Annotated in this window: 16 protein-coding genes; 3 read left to right on the top strand and 13 right to left on the bottom strand. The window is 65.2% G+C overall.

Features of this window, described 5'->3' with window-relative positions; translation table 11 throughout:
* Window positions 1–46 precede the first annotated feature (46 nt).
* The 4 genes from C9424_RS13470 to fdxA form a co-directional block, all read right to left on the bottom strand.
* Entirely contained in the window at window positions 47–724 is a 678-nt protein-coding gene (locus tag C9424_RS13470) for a TetR/AcrR family transcriptional regulator (RefSeq protein WP_116767325.1), read from the bottom strand.
* 232 nt (window positions 725–956) lie between these two features.
* Window positions 957–2240, bottom strand: coding sequence for a citrate synthase (locus C9424_RS13465; RefSeq protein ID WP_116767324.1), 1284 nt, complete (start codon window positions 2238–2240; stop codon window positions 957–959).
* Between the two features lie 228 nt (window positions 2241–2468).
* Window positions 2469–3617: a succinyldiaminopimelate transaminase gene (gene dapC, locus C9424_RS13460; protein WP_116767323.1), complete on the bottom strand. Its 1149-nt coding sequence runs from the start codon at window positions 3615–3617 to the stop codon at window positions 2469–2471.
* A gap of 12 nt (window positions 3618–3629) precedes the next feature.
* The gene (gene fdxA, locus C9424_RS13455) at window positions 3630–3956 is read right to left on the bottom strand and encodes a ferredoxin (RefSeq protein WP_091248992.1); all 327 of its coding nucleotides are present in this window, start codon (window positions 3954–3956) and stop codon (window positions 3630–3632) included.
* A 153-nt stretch (window positions 3957–4109) separates the two neighbouring features.
* Between fdxA and C9424_RS13450 the strand changes: the two genes are divergently transcribed.
* Entirely contained in the window at window positions 4110–4358 is a 249-nt protein-coding gene (locus tag C9424_RS13450) for a putative acetyltransferase (protein WP_116767322.1), read from the top strand.
* A gap of 528 nt (window positions 4359–4886) precedes the next feature.
* Here the strand turns inward: C9424_RS13450 and C9424_RS13445 are convergent.
* The 3 genes from C9424_RS13445 to typA form a co-directional block, all read right to left on the bottom strand.
* Window positions 4887–5696 carry a type IV toxin-antitoxin system AbiEi family antitoxin domain-containing protein gene (locus C9424_RS13445; protein ID WP_116767321.1) on the bottom strand — a complete coding sequence of 270 codons (810 nt, stop codon included), beginning with the start codon at window positions 5694–5696 and terminating at the stop codon, window positions 4887–4889.
* Window positions 5697–6014: 318 nt separating this feature from the next.
* Entirely contained in the window at window positions 6015–6392 is a 378-nt protein-coding gene (locus C9424_RS13440) for a hypothetical protein (RefSeq protein ID WP_237563449.1), read from the bottom strand.
* A gap of 27 nt (window positions 6393–6419) precedes the next feature.
* Window positions 6420–8348, bottom strand: a complete 1929-nt coding sequence (gene typA / locus C9424_RS13435; RefSeq protein ID WP_116767320.1) for a translational GTPase TypA — start codon at window positions 8346–8348, stop codon at window positions 6420–6422.
* A 293-nt stretch (window positions 8349–8641) separates the two neighbouring features.
* Here typA and C9424_RS13430 point away from each other — a divergent pair, with 293 nt between their 5' ends.
* Entirely contained in the window at window positions 8642–9532 is an 891-nt protein-coding gene (locus C9424_RS13430) for an SGNH/GDSL hydrolase family protein (RefSeq protein WP_116767319.1), read from the top strand.
* Window positions 9533–9734: 202 nt separating this feature from the next.
* Here C9424_RS13430 and C9424_RS13425 read toward each other — a convergent pair whose 3' ends face one another.
* The 5 genes from C9424_RS13425 to C9424_RS13405 all read right to left on the bottom strand — a co-directional run bounded on the left by C9424_RS13425 (window position 9735) and on the right by C9424_RS13405 (window position 17357).
* Window positions 9735–11450 carry a dipeptide ABC transporter ATP-binding protein gene (locus C9424_RS13425; protein ID WP_202615871.1) on the bottom strand — a complete coding sequence of 572 codons (1716 nt, stop codon included), beginning with the start codon at window positions 11448–11450 and terminating at the stop codon, window positions 9735–9737.
* An 11-nt stretch (window positions 11451–11461) separates the two neighbouring features.
* Window positions 11462–12454 carry an ABC transporter permease gene (locus C9424_RS13420; protein WP_116767317.1) on the bottom strand — a complete coding sequence of 331 codons (993 nt, stop codon included), beginning with the start codon at window positions 12452–12454 and terminating at the stop codon, window positions 11462–11464.
* Window positions 12444–13373 carry an ABC transporter permease gene (locus C9424_RS13415; protein ID WP_116767316.1) on the bottom strand — a complete coding sequence of 310 codons (930 nt, stop codon included), beginning with the start codon at window positions 13371–13373 and terminating at the stop codon, window positions 12444–12446. Before C9424_RS13415 ends, C9424_RS13420 begins: the two co-directional genes overlap by 11 nt.
* A gap of 224 nt (window positions 13374–13597) precedes the next feature.
* A complete protein-coding gene (locus C9424_RS13410; RefSeq protein ID WP_116767315.1) occupies window positions 13598–15238 on the bottom strand; it encodes a peptide ABC transporter substrate-binding protein in 1641 nt (546 codons plus the stop codon).
* Window positions 15239–15530: 292 nt separating this feature from the next.
* Complete coding sequence (locus tag C9424_RS13405) at window positions 15531–17357, bottom strand: ABC transporter ATP-binding protein (protein ID WP_116767314.1); 1827 nt, start codon at window positions 17355–17357, stop codon at window positions 15531–15533.
* A 79-nt stretch (window positions 17358–17436) separates the two neighbouring features.
* Here C9424_RS13405 and C9424_RS13400 point away from each other — a divergent pair, with 79 nt between their 5' ends.
* Window positions 17437–18066: a PH domain-containing protein gene (locus tag C9424_RS13400; protein ID WP_116767313.1), complete on the top strand. Its 630-nt coding sequence runs from the start codon at window positions 17437–17439 to the stop codon at window positions 18064–18066.
* Between the two features lie 27 nt (window positions 18067–18093).
* Here the strand turns inward: C9424_RS13400 and C9424_RS13395 are convergent, their stop codons facing one another.
* Window positions 18094–19224 (bottom strand): ABC transporter permease, encoded by a 1131-nt coding sequence (locus C9424_RS13395; RefSeq protein WP_116767312.1) that lies wholly within the window; start codon window positions 19222–19224, stop codon window positions 18094–18096.
* Window positions 19225–19229: the final 5 nt, after the last annotated feature.

Genomic DNA, 19229 nt, shown 5'->3' with positions numbered 1-19229 from the left:
AATTGCCTCCCTTGGCAAGACGTACTATCTCAGTCTATTCCTGTTGTTAGTGCACGTTAACGGCTGGGGCCCGGTCCGCCATCCGGCGGCTCAGGCCCTCGAGATGGGCCTCCAGCACATCCTTGCACATGCGGGCCGTCATCCACTCCGGCTGCAGGAGGGCGTGCATCGTCAGCCCGTCCAGGACGGCCAGCAGCAGCTCGGCTTCAGTGACGAGCACCTGCTGGTCCATCCCGGCCGCGGCGTCGTCACTGTCGCGGCCATTTGCCCCGGCGGCCAGGCCGAGGATGAGGCCGCCGACTATTGCGGCCACGGCACGATGGCTGCGGTCGGCCTCGGCGGCCAGGAACGGCCGGGTCCGGGCGGCGTTCTTGAAGGCCATCCACACGCATGCGTCGACGGCCCGTTCCTCGTCCAGCGGAAGAAACTCATCCAGCAGCGCGGCTACGGCGTTGTGGTGCTCGGCCGAGCCGGGCGGCAGTTCTCCCACCCGGGCGTCCGCGGCGGCAAGGCGGCCAAGAATCCGGTCCACCACAATGGCGAACGCGTGGGACAACAGCTCGTCACTGCTGGCGAAATAGTGCCGCACCGAGCCGACGGCCAGCTGCGCTTCGTCGGCAACTTCGCGCAGGGAGGCCCGCTCAAGACCATCCGTAGCAATGATCCTGAAGACTGCGTCTACTACTTCCTGGCGCCGGATTACGGCGTCGACAAATTTAGGCACTGGTCTTTTTTAGCACGTCCGTGCCGTTGCCGCCCCGGGGCACACCGGTTCCCCCGTGCACGTGGCGCGGGTCACAACGGCCCTGGTCACAATGGCGCTGGTCACAATGGAGCGTTGGCATGGAGCGTTGGCACGGCGCGCCCCGAGCACGACGCCGGCCGCGCACCTCAGCGAGAGGTGCGCGGCCGGCGTCATGCTTTGCTGTGCGGCGCTGCCGTAAACGGCCGGTCCGCTACACCGAAGGGTAGTTCCGTTCCGGTTCGCCGATGTAGAGCTGGCGCGGACGGCCGATCTTGGTGTTGGGATCGCTGATCATCTCGCGCCACTGGGCGATCCAGCCCGGCAGGCGTCCGATTGCGAACAGCACGGTGAACATCTTCTCGGGGAAACCCATGGCCTTGTAGATCAGGCCGGTGTAGAAGTCCACGTTGGGGTAGAGCTTGCGCTGGATGAAGTAGTCATCGCCAAGGGCCTTCTCTTCAAGGCGCATGGCGATGTCGAGGAGCTCGTCATTGCCGCCCAGCTTGCTGAGGACCTCGTGGGCGGTGGCCTTGATGATCTTGGCGCGGGGGTCGTAGTTCTTGTAGACGCGGTGCCCGAAGCCCATGAGGCGGACGCCGTCTTCCTTGTTCTTGACCTTCTCCATGTAGTCCTCGGGCTTGATGCCGTCGGCCTGGATCTGGCGCAGCATCTTCAGCACGGCCTCGTTGGCGCCGCCGTGGGCGGGTCCGAAGAGGGCGTTGATGCCTGCGGAGACGGACGCGAACAGGTTGGCGTTGGAGGAGCCGACCAGCCGGACCGTGGAGGTGGAACAGTTCTGCTCGTGGTCGGCGTGCAGGATCAGGAGCAGGTCCAGGGCCTTGGCGATAACCGGGTCAACCTCGTACTGCTCGGCCGGCAGGCCGAAGCTGAGGCGCATGAAGTTCTCCACGAGGTTCATCGAGTTGTCCGGGTACAGCATGGGCTGGCCGATCGACTTCTTGTGGGCGTAGGCGGCGATGACCGGCATCTTGGCCATGAGGCGGATGGTGGAGACCTCCACCTGCTCGGCATTGAACGGATCCAGCGAGTCCTGGTAGAACGTCGAGAGCGCGGACACAGCCGAGGACAGTACCGGCATCGGGTGGGCGTCACGCGGGAAGCCGCTGAAGAAGCCCTTGAGCTCCTCGTGCAGCAGGGTGTGGTGACGGATCCGCTGGTCGAAGGACTCCAGCTCCGTGGGGGTCGGAAGGTTGCCGTAGATCAGCAGATAGGAAACTTCCAGGAAGCTCGAGTGCTGAGCCAGCTGCTCGATCGGGTAGCCGCGGTAGCGCAGGATGCCGGCGTCACCATCGATGTAGGTGATGGCCGAGGTGGTGGCCGCGGTGTTCATGAAACCGGGGTCGAAGGCGACGGCGCCGGTCTGCTTCAGCAGCTTGGAAACGTCGTAGCCTTCGTTTCCTTCTACAACCTTGATGCGCGGGAGCTCGAGCTCGCCGCCGGCATGGCGCAGGGTTGCGCTGGTGGTTTCAGTCATGGAGTCTCCTCATGAGGCATCGGGGCCTCTGTCGAAAGCTGGTCCAACATCTGGTGAAGCTGCCCGCGGATCCTGTGCGGACAGGATTTCCAAAGGCTGCGCTGCCTTCTTGTGGAAAGCCACCATTGATCGTCAGTTAAAAAGTACCGTCACTTCGCGGGTGGCACTAATCCGAGAGGACTCCAAAGCACCGAAAAGACGCCACATGTGGTAGGCGTCACAGCATTGTTACGCTCCGCTGGCCAGCCGCGCCGCGGCGGCGTCGATCCTCTCGTCGCTTGCGGTCAGCGCCACCCGGATGAATCCGTTGCCGGCGTCGCCGTAGAAAACCCCGGGGCCAACGACGATTCCGCGGTCCGCGAGCCTGCCCACGGTGTCCCACGTCGCTTCGCCGGCGGTGGCCCACAAATAGAGGCCCGCGCGGGACTCATGAATCGTCAGCCCGAAGCCCTCCAACGCGGGGACGATCCGCTCCCGCCGGCCCCTGTAGAGGTCCTTCTGCGCCGTGACGTGGGCGTCGTCGCCCAGTGCGACGCGCATGGCTTCCTGGACCGGGTAGGGGACGATCATGCCGGCGTGCTTGCGGCTGTTGACCAGATTCGCCATGATCGCCGGATCGCCGGCGACGAAGGCGGCCCGGTAACCGGCAAGGTTGGACTGTTTGCTGAGCGAATAGACGGCGAGCAGACCATCATGGGAGCCTTCGGCGACCTGCGGATCCAGGATGCTGGGGACCGGGGTGCCGCCGCGCTGGACGTCCCACTCACCCCAGCCGAGTTCGGCGTAACATTCGTCGGATGCGACGACGGCGCCGAGCTCGCGGGCCTGCCGGACGATCCGTCGCAGCGAAGCGATGTCCCGGACGCTGCCGGTGGGGTTCGCCGGAGAGTTGACCCAGACCAGCCGCACGCGGGCGCGGGTCCCGGCGTCGAGCTCGTCGAGGTCGTCGGCGGCGATGTGCTCGGCACCGGCGAAGGTGGCGCCGATGTCATAGGTGGGGTAAGCGACCGTGGGACGGACCACGACGTCGCCCGGCTTCAGGCCGAGCAGGAACGGCAGCCACGCGACGAGTTCCTTGGATCCCACCGTCGGCATCACGTTCTGCGGATCCAGCCCGGGCACGCCGCGCCGGCGCTCAAACCAGCCGGCGATCGCCTCCCGCAGTGCCGGCGTTCCGTGCACCGTGGGATAACCGGGAGCGTCCGCGGCGGCGCGCAGCGCGTCCTGGATGAGGGCCGGCGTCGGGTCCACCGGCGTGCCGATGGAAAGGTTGACGGTTCCTGCCGCGTGCCGGGACGCCGTGGCGAGATAGGGCGCCATGGCCTCCCACGGGTAGTCGGGCAGGCTCAGGCCGAAAGTGCGCACCGCGGATGCCACTGCAGCGCCGCCCTAGTTGTCTTGGTTCTGCGGCGGCAGGGCGGCGATCATGGGGTGGTCCGTGTGGGTGTTCCCGACCTTAGCGGCTCCGCCCGGCGAGCCGAGCTCGTCAAAGAACTCGACGTTGGCCTTGTAGTAATCGGCCCACTCGTCCGGGGTGTCGTCCTCGTAGTAGATCGCTTCGACGGGGCAGACCGGCTCGCAGGCACCGCAGTCCACGCACTCGTCCGGGTGGATGTACAGGGAACGCTCACCCTCGTAAATGCAATCGACGGGGCACTCCTCAATACATGCCTTGTCTTTGACATCTACACACGGCTGCGCGATTACGTACGTCACGTCCCTGGCCTCTCCACGTTGGTTCCCGGCGACCGGCCGGATGGTTTGCCCGGCCTGAGCGCCGGGCTGCTGACTTCTGAGCCTATTATCTCCCAGCTTGTTCCCGCGAACCTAGCGGGACGTCATACACGGTCCACGTCTTACTATGATCTGATGAGCTCGCCATTGCCGTTGCCCCAGCAGTTCCTCTCCGGCGCCCCGCTCGGCACCCGGGTTGTGGTCCGCTACCGGATCGAGGGCGGCCTGACGGATGCGCTCGGCGAGCTCGTGGAACGGGCCGACGGCGCGTGCACCGTCCGCACCCGCCGGTCCGACGTCGTCATTGCGCTCCCCCTCGTCGTGGCCGCCAAGGAAGTCCCTCCGGCCCCGCCGCGCCGCGCCCCGCGGGTCCAGTCGCCCTGACCGGGCCGGCCAGTGGACATGCCCTCCCCACACCTCAGCCCATGGACATGTGCCCTCCCCACACCTCAGCCCATGGACATGTGCCCTCCACGCACCTCAGCCGATGGACATGCCCTCTCTGATTGCCCCCAACCAATGGACATGCCCTCCCCTTGTTGCCAGCCGCGTGCATATCCGGCCATAGCTTCTCTACCAATGGACATGCCCTCCCCCGGGCTCTGGCAGTGGACACGCGCTTCTCACCTGCCCGCACCCCGTGGACATGTCTTCCCCTCGCTCCGACCACCGGACATGCCCCCTCTGATTGCCCGCAACCGATGGACATGCTCTCCCTTTGTTGCCAGCCATGGACATCCCGGCATCATGTCCATCACTGACGGCCAGTGCGGGACATGTCCAACGGCGGAACGAGGCAGCCAGGGACATGTCCGGTGACGGACTGCCACGGCGCAGGACATGTCCCATGGTGGAAGGACGTATCTCAAGGGGGCCCTGCAGGACGCGTGAAGGCGGAAATTGCGTCCGACTCTAAGCAGCTGCCGACAACCTGTTGAGGGTTTCACGGACCATCGCGATGAATTCTTCGGGATGGTCCCGCAGAAGCGGGTAGCTTACGATCAGTGTCGGGATTCCGCGGCGAGTGGTGACGTTCCAGCGCCGTCGGTCCTCCTCGAAGCTGACTTTGTCCATGTGGAATCCGGCCCCGTCGGTCTCAATCCCAAGACGGCCGTCGACCATCAGGTCCAGATGCCCCATGCCCGGAACGTTGACCTGTGATTCGACGTGGAAGCCGGCACGCCGCAGATGAAACCGGGCCAAGCACTCAATCAGCGACTGCGATTGCGGAACGATGGCCGACACGATCCGCCGCTCCCGGGCATCGTTCCGGCCATCCAGCCGGCGGCGCAGGGCACCAATCTGAAGTCCCTTGAGTACGACGGCGGACTCGGCGATGATCAGCCCGTCGGGTTCCGGCAAACAGCGCAGGCATTGGATGACCGCGTCCAGGAGAGTCGGCGGTGTGGCCGATCTGTGACAGACGAAGCCCTGGTAGCTCCGGCTGTGGGTGAGGGCTACGTGCGGCTGGGCAGGGGCCGAGAGAACCCATAGGCCGCCGCAGTGGGCCGCTGTGATGCAGGCCGGTTCTGCCGGAAGGGAGCGGATGGAAATCAGCTGCTCGTCAGCCCCGGGCAGCGCATAGACGCCACGGGCGACGCGGGATACGACTCCCGAGGCCATCGCGGACTTGAGCTGGAAATCGGAGACACCCGCCGCTGCAAGGTATTTGGCGCGGGCGACGCCGTCGTATTTGGAAAGCACTTCGATGATGTTGGCCATCCACCCATGGTGGAGTCGCACGTCGCGCCCGAGAAGTCCGATCCAGCGCTATGTGGAGAACTTGGAACCGCAGAGCCATTGCTGCCAGGACGTCGACCAGGAGTGACGGTGGGCATGTCCGTGCACCGGAAGTAGCACAGGGCATGTCCACCGGTGAGGACTAGGCATGTCCCGCGAACCAGCTTTGCGCTGGACATGATGCCGTTGTGCCCACTCGAGCGGGCGAAAATGAGCATGTCCCGTGGATGAAGCGGGTGGAGGGAGCGGGTGCAGGGAGCGGGTGCAGGGAGCGGGTGCAGGGAGCGAATAGGGTCGCGCTTAGCCCGTAGGCAGCCGGTAGCGTCGGCACCAGGCGAGCATGGCCACGGTAATGCCGGCGATGCCGAAAACCCAGATGTTGCCCGCAGTATCGCCGATGACCAGGCGCTTGCCCGTTTCCAGGGTGGACCACCAGCCGGTCAGTGCGTAGCAGAGAAGTCCGCAGACGGCTATCGGAATGATGGAACGGAACGCGGCCCCGAGCCAGACCTCGGCCGAGCCCAGCAGGAGCAGGGCCGCGGCCGCGCCCCACGGAACCTGCAGGCCGCCCAGAAGCAGATCGTGCCGGTGCAGGGCGGTGCCGGCCAGGGCAACAAAAAGAGCTGCCGGCACGGCGGCGGCAATGCCGCCTGCCATACCGGCAGCTCTCTTAGTCACGTGTCAGCCGAAGCCCGGAGACCGGGATCAGACCTTGGCGCGGGCGCGGTTGGCCTTGGCACGCTCGTTGGTGTCCAGGATGACCTTGCGGATACGAATGGAATCCGGGGTAACCTCCACGCACTCGTCCTCGCGGGCGAATTCGAGGGACTCTTCGAGGGTCAGGTCGCGCGGCGGCGTCAGGTTCTCGAAGGTGTCCGAGGAAGCTGCACGCATGTTGGTGAGCTTCTTTTCCTTCGTGATGTTGACGTCCATGTCGTCGGCGCGGGAGTTCTCGCCCACGATCATGCCTTCGTAAACCTCGGAGGTGGGCTTGACGAAGAAGGAGCCGCGCTCCTGCAGGTTGATCATCGCGAACGGGGTCACAACACCGGCGCGGTCGGCGATCATCGAACCGTTGGTACGGTACTCGATCGGGCCGGCCCACGGCTCGTAGCCTTCGGAGATGGAGGCCGCGATGCCGGCGCCGCGGGTGTCCGTGAGGAACTTGGTGCGGAAACCGATCAGGCCACGCGCCGGAACGATGAACTCCATGCGGCACCAGCCGGTGCCGTGGTTGGCCATGTTGGTCATGCGGCCCTTGCGGGCTGCCATGAGCTGCGTGACGGCGCCGAGGTACTCTTCCGGCACGTCGATGGTCATGTGCTCCATCGGTTCGTGGATCTTGCCGTCGACCGTCTTGGTCACAACCTGCGGCTTGCCTACGGTCAGTTCGAAGCCTTCGCGACGCATCTGCTCGACCAGGATGGCCAGCGCGAGCTCGCCACGGCCCTGGACTTCCCAGGCGTCAGGACGCTCGGTGGGGAGCACCTTGATGGAGACGTTACCGATCAGTTCCTTGTCCAGGCGGTCCTTGACCTGGCGGGCCGTGACCTTGGCGCCCTTGACCTTGCCGGCCAGCGGGGAGGTGTTGATACCGATGGTCATGGAGATGGCCGGGTCGTCAACAGTGATCAGCGGCAGCGGCTGCGGGTTGTCGACGTCGGTCAAGGTCTCACCGATGGTGATGTCTTCGATACCTGCGACGGCGACGATCTCGCCGGGGCCGGCGGATTCTGCCGGAACACGGTCCAGTGCCTTGGTGGCAAGCAGTTCGGTGATCTTGACGCTCTTCAGCTCACCGTTGGCACGGGCCCAGGCCACGGTCTGGCCCTTGCGCAGGGTTCCGTTGTAGATGCGCAGCAGCGCGAGGCGGCCGAGGAACGGCGAGGCGTCCAGGTTGGTGACGTGCGCCTGCAGGACACCGTCCGGGTTGTAGGTCGGAGCCGGGATGTGCTCGATGATGGCCTTGAAGAGCGGCTCGAGGTCCTCGTTCTCCGGGGCGGTGCCGTCGGCGGGCTGCTCGAGGGAAGCGCGGCCGACCTTGGCGGCGGCGTAAACGACCGGAACGTTCAGGATCTTGTCCAGGTCCAGGTCCGGAACTTCGTCCGCGAGGTCAGAGGCCAGGCCCAGGAGCAGGTCCATGGACTCGTGGACAACTTCTTCGATCCGCGCGTCCGGGCGGTCGGTCTTGTTGACGAGGAGGATCACCGGCAGGTGCGCGGCCAGTGCCTTGCGCAGCACGAAGCGGGTCTGGGGCAGCGGGCCCTCAGATGCGTCGACGAGGAGGACGACGCCGTCGACCATGGACAGACCGCGCTCAACCTCGCCACCGAAGTCGGCGTGGCCGGGGGTGTCGATGACGTTGATGGTGATGGTCTCGCCCTGGGAGGACGGTCCGTTGTAGGCCACCGTGGTGTTCTTGGCCAGGATGGTGATGCCCTTTTCACGCTCGAGGTCACCGGAGTCCATGACACGGTCCTCGAGGTGGTTGTGCTCGGCAAAGGAGTTGGTCTGCTTGAGCATGGCGTCGACCAGAGTGGTCTTGCCGTGGTCAACGTGGGCCACGATCGCGACGTTGCGCAGGTCACTGCGCGATGCAGTGGCTACCGCGGTGTTGGTGGTGGTTTCAGACATGCGTTATTGCTCGATTCAGTGGTGAAGTCAGCTGTGGTATCGCGACATTTCCAACCGGAACGCACGACGGATACGCCCTTTCGACACAGGGCACCTGATACAAGTCTAAGGGCTAGGCTATTTATTGGCCTAAAATGCGAACGCCCGATGATCCGGCGGCCGACCCTGCCGAGGTGGACAGCGCCGGAAGGACACACGAAAGTCGATTGTTACCTGTGAGTAAAGTCACTGGATTTTCCCGCTCCCATGCCCCATCATTGCTCTCATAGCAGCAAGCAAGCCCGGAGACATTCATGCGAAACGCCTCGGCTCTGTCCCGCTTTGTCGCAACGATGATCGCCGTAGGCGTAGTTCTTGGCGGCTGCGGGCAGGCTTCTTCGTCACCTGCGTCCGACGCGGGCACTTCGGCCGCGCCACGGGCGGCCGCCCAGGCCGGTGGCGCAGCCAACGGCGCAGGCGTGCCGGTGGCTGCAGGCTCGCCGGGAAAGACCCGGGTCGGTTCCGGAATCAATCCCGCAGACTTGGCCGGCGGTTCGATCTACCGCAATCCTGCCAACGGCCGCGACGAGGTGATCGTCAAGGACACCAGCAACATCGCGGTATTGATTGGCGACTCCCAATCGGAGCCGTCCTTCGGCTGGCCCAGGCAGGGCCTGGCCGCGGCGGGGTACAAAGTCTTCTTCTGCGGCCGGGGCGGCACCGGTTACGTGGCGTCGAACGGCAAGACCGGCAACTACATTGACGCGCTCCAGCGCGGTGACTGGAAGCTCCCCTACGGCACCCCTCCCCTGGTGGTGATTGAAGGCGGCGGAAACGACGCCGCACGCGGCGCCACTGACTCGCAGATCGTCGCCAATGCCGAGCGGCTGATCGCCAGCATCCGCCAGCGCTATCCTGCGGCGCGGATGCTCATGGTCGGCACGCTCGCGCGCGGCGCCAGCTTCGGCGGAGGACGCCGGAGCCAGGTGGACACGCTGCTGGGGACCGTGGCGAGCCGGCACGGACTGCCGTTCGTCAGCGCCGGAGACTGGCTCACCCGCTACAACCTCACGGGTTCGATGGCGGACGGGGTTCACCTGAACAGGCAGGGCCATGCGGCTCTCGGCGCCGTCTTCGGCCAGCGACTTGAGTCCATGGGACTGGAATACCAGGACGCCGGCCTCGTCTCCGGCTTGGCCCACTAACGCCGGCCCGGTCAGGCCGGACCGGAGCACCAAGCACCAAGCATCAAGCACCAAGGGAACCTGCACGACAAAGGAGCCGGTGCGCGCCTTTACGGGCGGACACCGGCTCCTTTGTTGTTACAGACGTACAGGCGCACTTGGTGGTGCAGGCTTGCTGTTACAGGCGCATCTGCCGCCCGGACCTGTCAGCTGTGTTACAGGCTCAGGCGACTTCCGGCGGCAGGATGAGGCCGGCACCGGGGATGGCGTTGAGCAGGGCCATGGTGTATTCCTGCTGCGGCGCATCGAAGACGTCGTCCGTGGAACCAGTCTCCACCAGCTTGCCCTTCTGCATGACGCACACGTGGTCCGCGATCTGCCGGACCACAGCGAGGTCGTGGGTGATGAACAGGTAGGTCAGGCCCAGCCGGGACTGCAGTTCGGCGAGCAGGTTCAGCACCTGCGCCTGCACCAGCACGTCCAGTGCCGAGACGGCCTCGTCGCAGATGATCACTTCGGGGTCCAGTGCCAGTGCCCGCGCGATCGCGACGCGCTGGCGCTGGCCGCCGGAGAGCTCATTCGGGTACCGCTGCATCGTGGACTGCGGTAGCGCCACCTGGTCCAGGAGTTCCCGTACCTTCTTCTCGCGGCTCGCCTTGTCCCCGATTTTGTGGGTCCGCAGCGGCTCCTCGATGGTCCTGAAGATGTTGTACATCGGGTCCAGGGAACCGTACGGGTCCTGGAAGATCGGCTGCACCCGGCGCCGGAAGGCGAAGAGCTCCTTGCTGTTCAGCGTGGAGGTGTCCACGCCGTCGAAGATGATCTTGCCCGAGGTCGGCGACAGGAGGTTCAGGACCATCTGCGCCACCGTGGACTTGCCGGACCCCGACTCCCCCACAATCGCCGTCGTGGTTCCCCGATTGACGCTGAAGGAGACGTTGTCAACGGCGGTGAAGTCCGTGGACTTACCCAGGCCCGAACGCAGCTTGAACACCTTCTTGAGGTCCTGGATCTGCAGGATCTCGTCGGTCTTTGACGGTTCAACCACGCCGGTCTCGGCGGAGGCGAGCATGTCGTCCGTTTCCACGCCCAGTTCCTTGGCGGCCTGGATGCGCCGGGACGCCAGCGACGGCGCCGAGGCGACCAGCCGCTGGGTGTACGGGTGCTGCGGGTTCTGCAGCAGCTCCAGCGACGGCCCGGATTCGACGACCTGGCCGCGGTACATGACCACTACCTGGTCGGCGCGCTCGGCGGCGAGGCCGAGGTCGTGCGTGATCAGCAGCACGGCGGTGCTCAGCTCGGTGGTCATCTTGTCCAGGTGATCGAGGATCTGTCGCTGCACGGTGACGTCCAACGCCGACGTCGGCTCGTCCGCGATGAGCAGCCGCGGCTGGCAGGAGAGCCCGATCGCAATCAGCGCGCGCTGGCGCATGCCGCCGGAGAACTCGTGCGGGTACTGCTTGGCGCGGCTGGCGGCGTCCGGCAACCCGGCCTGGGACAGGACCTTCGCGACGTCGTCGGGGCCGTTGGGCAGCCCGTTGGCCTTCAGCGTCTCGCGCACCTGGTCGCCGATCTTCCAGACCGGGTTCAGGTTGGACATCGGGTCCTGCGGGACCATGCCGATGCTGTTGCCGCGGAGTTCGATCATCCGCTTTTCGCTGGCGTTGGAGATGTCCTCCCCGTCGAAGAGGATCTGGCCTGCCGAGACGCGGCCGTTGCCCGGGAGCAGGCCGATTGCGGCCAGGGCGGTGGTGGACTTGCCGGAACCCGACTCGCCCACGATCGCGACGGTTTCGCCCGGCATGATGGTGAGGTGAGCGTTGCGGACGGCGTTAACCGCGCCGTTGCTGGTGGTGAAGCCGATTGCCAGATCCTTGATTTCAAGCAGCGGGCGCTCAATGGCGTCTTCCACTTCCTGGATTTCAACAGAGGCGCTCATGGTGTCCCCTTTCATCGCTTGCGGGCTTTGGGATCGAGCGCATCACGCAGGGCATCGCCCAGCATGATGAAGCTCAGGACGGTGATGGACAACGCGATGGCCGGGTAGAGCAGCGGCATCGGGTTGGACCGGAGCGAGGACTGCGCCGCCTGGATGTCGTTGCCCCAGGACATGACGCTGGGCGGCAGCCCGATGCCGAGGAACGACAGCGTGGATTCGGCCACGATGAACGTGCCCAGAGAGATGGTGGCCACGACGATGATCGGAGCCAGCGAGTTCGGCAGGACGTGGCGCATGAGGGCACCGAACTTCGAGACGCCGAGTGACCGGGCGGCCGTGACGAAGTCGGCATTGCGGACCTCGATGACGGCGCCGCGGGTGATGCGGGCGATCTGCGGCCAGCCGAAGACCACCAGGATAAGCACAAGTGTCCAGACCGTCCGGTTCGTCCGGAACATCGGCAGCTGCATGAGCACGATTGCGCCCAGAATCAGCGGCAGCGCGAAGAAAATGTCATTGATGCGCGCAAGGATGGAGTCGACCCAACCGCCGTAGTAGCCGGCCACAGCACCCAGGATGCAGCCGATGAGGAGGACCCCGATGGTGGTGAAGAGGCCCACCGTCACCGAGGAGCGTGTGCCGAAGATGACGCGGGCATAGACGTCGCAGCCCTGCTGGGTGAAGCCCAGGGGGTGGCCCGCGGCGGGGCCGGCGTCGGAGTTGGCCAGCTGGCATGCCTCCGACGTCGGGTCGATCGGCGAGAAGAGCGCAGGGAAGAGGGAGACCGCCACTACCACCAGGATCAGAAATGCGGAGATGAGGAAGAGCGGCTGCTTGCGCAGGTTCTTCCAGGCCTCGCCCCAAAGGCTCAGCGGTGCGGCTTCGTCCTTGACCCGGTCCGTTGCCTGGAGCGGAGTCTCGGAGACATCGGCCACGAAGTGCTCCATCCGGCGGGCCGGACGGGTGGCGACGGCGTGGCGTGCGGTGGTGTTCTCAGGAGTCATAACGGATCCTCGGGTCAAGCCAGCCGTAAAGCAGGTCAACGAGCAGGTTGGACAGGCAGTAGATCAGCACCAGGACGGTGACGATCGAGACCACGGTGGGGCCTTCGCCCGACAGGACGGCCCGGTAGAGCCGGTTGCCTACTCCCGGGACGTTGAAAATGCCCTCGGTCACGATCGCGCCGCCCATCAAGGCACCGAGGTCGGCGCCCAGGAAAGTAATGACGGGAATCAGGGAGTTGCGCAGGATGTGGACGCGGACCACCTGAAACCGGGACAAGCCCTTGGCGGTGGCGGTGCGCACGTAGTCGGCGTTCATGTTTTCGATGACCGACGTGCGGGTCAGACGCAGCACATAGGCAAAGGATCCCAGTCCCAGCACGATCGCGGGCAGGATGAGGTCCGGGATCGTAGCGGCGGAACTAACTGTGGGCTTGGCCCAGCCCAGCTGGACGCCGATGGTGAACTGCAGCAGGAATCCCAGGACGAAGATCGGAATAGCGATCACGATCAGTGAAGCGATCAGAACCGTGGCGTCAAACAACTTGCCCTTCCGCAGTCCGGCGATGAGGCCGAAGACGATGCCGAAGACACCCTCGAAGATCAGCGCCATGATGGCCAGCCGCGCCGTGACGGGGAAGACCTCGCCAAGCACTGTTGCAATGGGACGTCCGGAGAAGTCCTGGCCGAGGTCGAACGTGAAGATGCTCTTGAGGTAGAGCAGGTATTGCATCCAGAACGGCTGGTCCAGGTGGTACTGCTCCCGCAGCTTGGCTGCGACGGCCACGTTGACCGGCTTGTCGCCGAACAGTGCCACGATGGGGTCGCCGGGGAGGCTGAAGACCAGGAAGTAGACCAGCAGTGTTGCGCCGAGGAAGACGGGAATCAGTTGCAGGAAACGCTTGAGGATGTAGGTCGACATCAGCGAGTCACACCCTCGTTGGCAGGCATCCTGTCCAGGGATGCGGCGGAGTTGTTCATCAAAGAACCTTTTCACTATGGATGCAGACCGGCGCCGGTTCACTCACGGCGGCAGGGCTGCGAAAAGTTCGCCCGAAGAGTCGGGCATCAAGAAAAATTAGGCGTGCGAAAAGCACGACGACGGCGGAGGCCCCAGTGTGGGCGGCCCCCGCCGTCGCTCAGGTGTTACTTACCGGTGATGTTGTAGTACAGCGGGACGCCGTCCCAGCCGTAGTCAACGTTGGTGACCTTGTCGCTCCAGCCGCCCTGGGCAACCTGGTACCACAGGGGGATGGCCGGCAGGTCGTTCAGGAGGATTTCCTGGGCCTTGTTCATGGCCTTGTTGCCGTCGCTGACGGACGAGGCGTTCAGGCCGTCGGAGACGGCCTTGTCGAACGTCGGGTTCGCGTAGTTGGCGTCGTTGGAGCCGGCTCCGGTCTTGTAGATCGGGCCGAGGAAGTTGTACAGCGACGGGTAGTCTGCCTGCCAGCCGGCGCGGATGGAGCCGGTGAGGGTCTTGGCGGTGGCGTCGTTGCGGGCTTCCTTGAAGGTGGAGTACGGCTTGCCTTCAACCTTGATGCCGAGGGTGTTCTTGAGCTGGTTGACAACAGCCTCAACCCACGCCTTGTGTCCGCCCTTGTCGGCGTTGTAGGCGATGGTGAACGTCTCGTTGGGGTCCCACTTCTGGATGGCGTCGGCCTTGGCCCAAGCTTCCTTGGCCTTGGTGGCGTCAAACTTCAGGTTGTCAGCACCCGGGATCGCGTCGCTGTAGCCGTCAAGCACGGGAGCGGTGAAGTCCTTGGCGGGCTGGCGTGCACCGTTGAAGATCACCTTGGTGATCTCGTCGCGGTTGATCGCCATGGAGATCGCCTGGCGGCGGAGCTTTCCGGCGTCGCCGCTCCACTCCGGCAGGTATTCCGGGATGGCGATGGTCTGGTTGCCGGCGTACGGCTTGTTGATGGTGCGGTCGCCGAGGTCAGACTTGAAGTTCTTCAGCGCGCTGGTCGGGATGGTCTGCAGGATGTCCAGGTTGTTGGACAGCAGGTCCTGGTAGGCGGCGTCGTCGTTCTGGAAGATCTTGAAGGTCACGCCGGCGTTCTTGGCCTTGCGCGGGCCGTTGTAGTCCGGGTTCGGAACGAGCTGGATCTGCACGTTGTGCTGCCAGCCGCCGTCCGCAAGCTTGTAGGGGCCGTTGCCGACCGGCTTCTCGCCAAAGCCCTTCGGGTCCTTCAGGGCGCCGGAGGGAACCGGAACAAACGCGGTGTAGCCCAGGCGAAGCGGCCAGTCGGATTCCGGCTGCTTCAGTTCGACGGTGAACGTCTGATCGTCAACGACCTTCAGGCCGGACATGGTGTCGACGGTGGAGCCTTCTGCGCTGGCCTCGTCGTAGCCCTTGATGCTTTCGAAGAAGCCTCCGCTGAGCTGTGCGTTCTTTGCTGCGGCCCCGAAGTTCCAGGAATCGACGAAGGTCTTGGCCGTGATGGCCTCGCCGTTCGTGAACTTCTGGTCCTTCTTGATCTTGATGGTGAAGTGCTGGCCGTCCTTGCCCTCGATGGACTCGGCGAGCTCGTTGACCGGCTTGCCGCTGGGGTCGTAGCTGACCAGACCCGCGAAGATCATGTCGATGACCTTGCCGCCGCCGACCTCGTTGGTGTCGGCCGGCATCAGGGGACGCTGGGGTTCGGAGCCGTCGGCGAGGATCACTTTGCTGGTGTCGCCGCCGTTACTGCCGCTACCGGTTGCGGAGCCGCTGGCACCGCATCCGGTCAGGGCGAGGGCGGCGATAGCCACCATGCCCAGTGCTTTGGAAGTGCGCGAAAAACGCATTCCGCCTCCTATGAGTTGTGGGAGTTCGTGAGGGAAAAACTTATGCTTCCCCGAAGGCAGGCACAGGGGTATCCCCTGTGACGTGGCCTACATAAGGAAGTAGCCTAGCCCCAAAATGTCCAAATGTTGGAACTCCGTTGCCAAACCGTGATCCGACAACCTCATGACTGCTAGCGTCACGCGCAAAGTATTTCAAGTCACACGCTACCGGCTGGTAGTATTCGCCCGAAGTGTGATCCGGGTTACTCCGGATTAACTCGAAGTAGGCGGTTTTCAGCCCCCGGGGCACACCTTAGCTGGCCCCCGAGAGCAGCTGCGCGCGCAGCTCGCGGCGCTCGCGCTGCTTGTCCGGATCCGGCAGCGGAACCGCGGCCAGAAGCCGCTGGGTGTAGGGCTCCTGCGGGTTGCGCAGGATCTGGTCCCGGGTCCCCTGTTCGACGATTCTGCCGCGTTGCATGACGCAGATCCGGTCCGCGAGCACGTCCACCACGGCGAGGTCGTGGGTGACGAAGAGGCAGGCGAAGCCCAGTTCCTTTTGCAGGTTCTGGAAGAGATCGAGCACCTTGGCCTGGACGGAGACGTCCAGGGCCGAGGTAGGCTCGTCGGCGACCATGAGCTTCGGCTTGAGCGAGAGTGCGCGCGCGATCCCGACGCGCTGTTTCTGGCCGCCGGAGAGTTCGTGCGGGTAGCGGTTGCGGTAGTCCCGCGGAAGCTCGACCTGGTCCAGGAGTGCCTCGATCCGGTGCTGCAGCTCGGCGCCCTTCGCGACCCCCGCGAGGAACATCGGCTCGCCGATGCTTTCCCCGATGGGAAGCCTGGGGTTCAGGGACGAGGACGGGTCCTGGAACACCATGCCGACATGCCGGCGCATCTCGTGGAGCTGCCGGCCGTTCCTCTTGGCGGCAGAAATGTCCTGCCCGACGACGCGCATGGTGCCCGCCGCCACCGGCAGCAGGCCGACGGCGGCGCGGCCAATGGTGGTCTTGCCCGAGCCCGACTCGCCGACCAGGCCGACCACCTGCCCGGGGTAGATGACCAGGTTGGCGCCCTCCACAGCCCGGAAGGCCGGCACCCGGCCCTGCTTGGGGTATTCGATGGCGACGTCGGTGAGTTCCAGGACCGGCTCACCCTTTGGCTTGGCGGCCTCGGCCGCGGCCAGGGCAGCGGCGTTCTCCCGCTCCCGCCGGAGCAGCTCGTCTTCCGGAATGGAGAGGATCTCGGCGTGGGTGGCGGCGGCGAGGGCGGCGGTGACATCGACGTCCGACACCGAATCCGAACCGCCTTGGCCCAGGTGCGGGACCGCGGCCAGGAGGGCCTGGGTGTATTCGTGCTGCGGGTTGTGGAAGATCTGCGCCGCGGTGCCCGTCTCCACGATGAGTCCCCGGCGCATGACGGCGATCCGGTCGGCGAGGTCGGCCACCACGCCCATGTCGTGCGTGATGAGCACAATGGCGCTGTCCAGCTTGTTGCGCAGGTTGCGCATGAGGTCAAGGATTTCGGCCTGGACGGTCACGTCGAGGGCCGTGGTGGGCTCGTCCGCAATCAGCAGCTTCGGGTCGCAGGAGAGCGACTGCGCGATCATGGCGCGCTGGCGCTGCCCGCCGGAGAGCTGGTGCGGGTAAGACCGGAAGGCTTTCTCGGGATCGGGCAGTTCGACAAGTTCCAGCATGCGCAGGGCCTTGCGCCGCGCTTCTTCCGGGGAAACTTCGTTGTGCAGACGCACAGTTTCCACAATCTGCGACCCCACGGTGTAGACCGGGTTCAGGGCCGTCATCGGCTCCTGGAAGATAACCGCGACGTCCTTGCCGCGGACGGCCCGGATATTGGCCTCATTGGTTCCCAGCAGCTCCCGGCCGGCGAGCTTGACACTTCCGGTCACACGGCTGTTACTGGGCAGCAGGCCCAGCAGCGCCATTGAACTGGCACTCTTTCCGGAACCGGACTCCCCCACGATGGCGAGCACTTCGCCGGCCCGCACCTCGTAGTTCAGGCCGATCGCAGCCGGGACCCATTTTTTGTCCACGCCGAAATCCACGCTGAGGTCCCGGACCTCCAGGACGATTTCCCCCTTGCCGTGCGCGGGTGCCGCCGGCGGATCGAGGGTAATGAAGTCAGTCATGATGGGGCCATCCTTCCGCCCGAGCCGCCGGTGCACCGGGAATTAGTGCTGCGGCTCGGAATACTGAATTATTGGGGGCATGAGCACTGCGCCGCACGCCGGAAATGTTGAAGTCTTCAAGGCACGGACGAACAAATGGTTCGCCTGGCTGTCGTGGACGGTGGCCGCGTTCGGTGTCGTCGCCACGGTTGTCATGGCAGGGCCGGGAGCGCTGGCGGGCGTCGCCCCGCTGGCCTTCATTGCGTTCATGGGCTGGCAACTGTTCTGGATGCCGTCCGTGGTGGTGCACGATTCCGGCGTCACCCTGGAAAATCCGTTCCGCTCGATCGAGGTTCCGTGGGCCGCGCTGGTGCACGTTGATACCCGCTTTGCACTCACCCTGGTGACGGCCCGGAAGAGCTACGTCTCCTGGGCCGCGCCCGCTCCCGGAATCTGGGGCGGTCGCAATGGCCGCCCGGAAGACCTCCACGGCCTGCCGGCAACCACCTACGGACCCGGCAGGTCGGTCCGCCCCGGCGACCTGAAGACCACGGACTCCGGCCAGGCCGCCATGCTGGTGCGGGCACGGTGGCATGAGCTGGTGGAAAGCGGACAGCTCGCCGCAGACGACGCTGCCGCCACCGATGCGACCGTCACCGTCCGCTGGGTGGCGATTGGCGCCGTCGTACTGCTTCTGGCGGCGAGCTACCTGGCGGTTACCGCCGGCTAGCGCGGACCTGCCGCAGGGGGCCGGCATCTACTTGCCCTGTGTTCCGTCGGCAGGTCCGTCGTACTGTGATCCCTCGGGCCCGGATTGCTCATACCCGGGACCGTCGGGGGCTGTGACAGCACTTGCCTGCACGGCAGTCCCCCTGTGGTCCACCGCCTTCTTGGCGTTGAACTTCTTCTGCCGCGGGTCAAAGGCATCGCGCAGGCCGTCGCCGATGAAGTTGATGCTGAGGCAGATGAGCACGATAAACATGCCCGGGAACCAGAAGAGCCAGGGCCGGGTGGCGAAGGCCTGCTGGTTCTGCGAGATGAGCAGGCCCAGGGAAGTGTCCGGGGCCTTGACGCCGACGCCGAGGTAGCTCAGTGCCGTTTCGGTGAGGATGGCCGCGGACATCGTCAGGGTGACGTTCACGATCAGCACGCCGACGGCGTTGGGCAGGATGTGCTTGAAGATGATCCTGGCATTGCTGGCGCCGGAAATCCTGGCCGCATCCACGAACTCGCGTTCTCGCAGTGACAGGAATTCGCCGCGCATCAGGCGGGCCAGGCTTACCCAGCTGATCAGGCCCAGGAAGATTCCGAGGGCCAGGACGCCGTTGGTGCTGGCGAAGGAGGCGAACCAGCTCCCCTGGTCCCGGCGGCCGGCGAGCTGCGCCATGACGGCGGCTAGCAGCAGGGCCGGAACGATGATGATGACGTCAGTCACGCGCATCAGGATGGCCTCTGCCCAGCCCCTGAAGTAGCCGGAGATGGCACCGACCACCGCGCCGATCAGGCCCGCGATGAGGCCGATCACGAGCATGATGGTGATGGACTGCTGTGCGCCGCGCATGGTCATGGCGAACAGGTCCCGGCCGATCCTGTCCTGGCCAAACGGATGTTCGCCCCAGGCCAGGGGCCATAGCGAGGACGTCGGTGCGCCGTCGTTGACCAGCGGGGAGACTTGCTCGTGGGTGTACTTCCACCAGCCCGGAATGCCCAGGTAACCCACCGAGGTGAAGGCCATGACAAAGATGAGGGCGAAGACCACGAGGCCGATGATGGCGCCGGAGTGCCCGAGGAACCGCTTCCGGACGATCTGGCCCTGGCTGAGGCCCTTTGCCTCGAGGACCGGCTCTATTCCTGCCGCGGCTGATATCCGCGAGCCGTCTTCGGCCATGATTA

The sequence above is a fragment of the Arthrobacter sp. H-02-3 genome (assembly GCF_003097355.1).
Taxonomy (GTDB): domain Bacteria; phylum Actinomycetota; class Actinomycetes; order Actinomycetales; family Micrococcaceae; genus Arthrobacter; species Arthrobacter humicola.
This window is presented reverse-complemented; position numbering and strand designations above follow the sequence as displayed.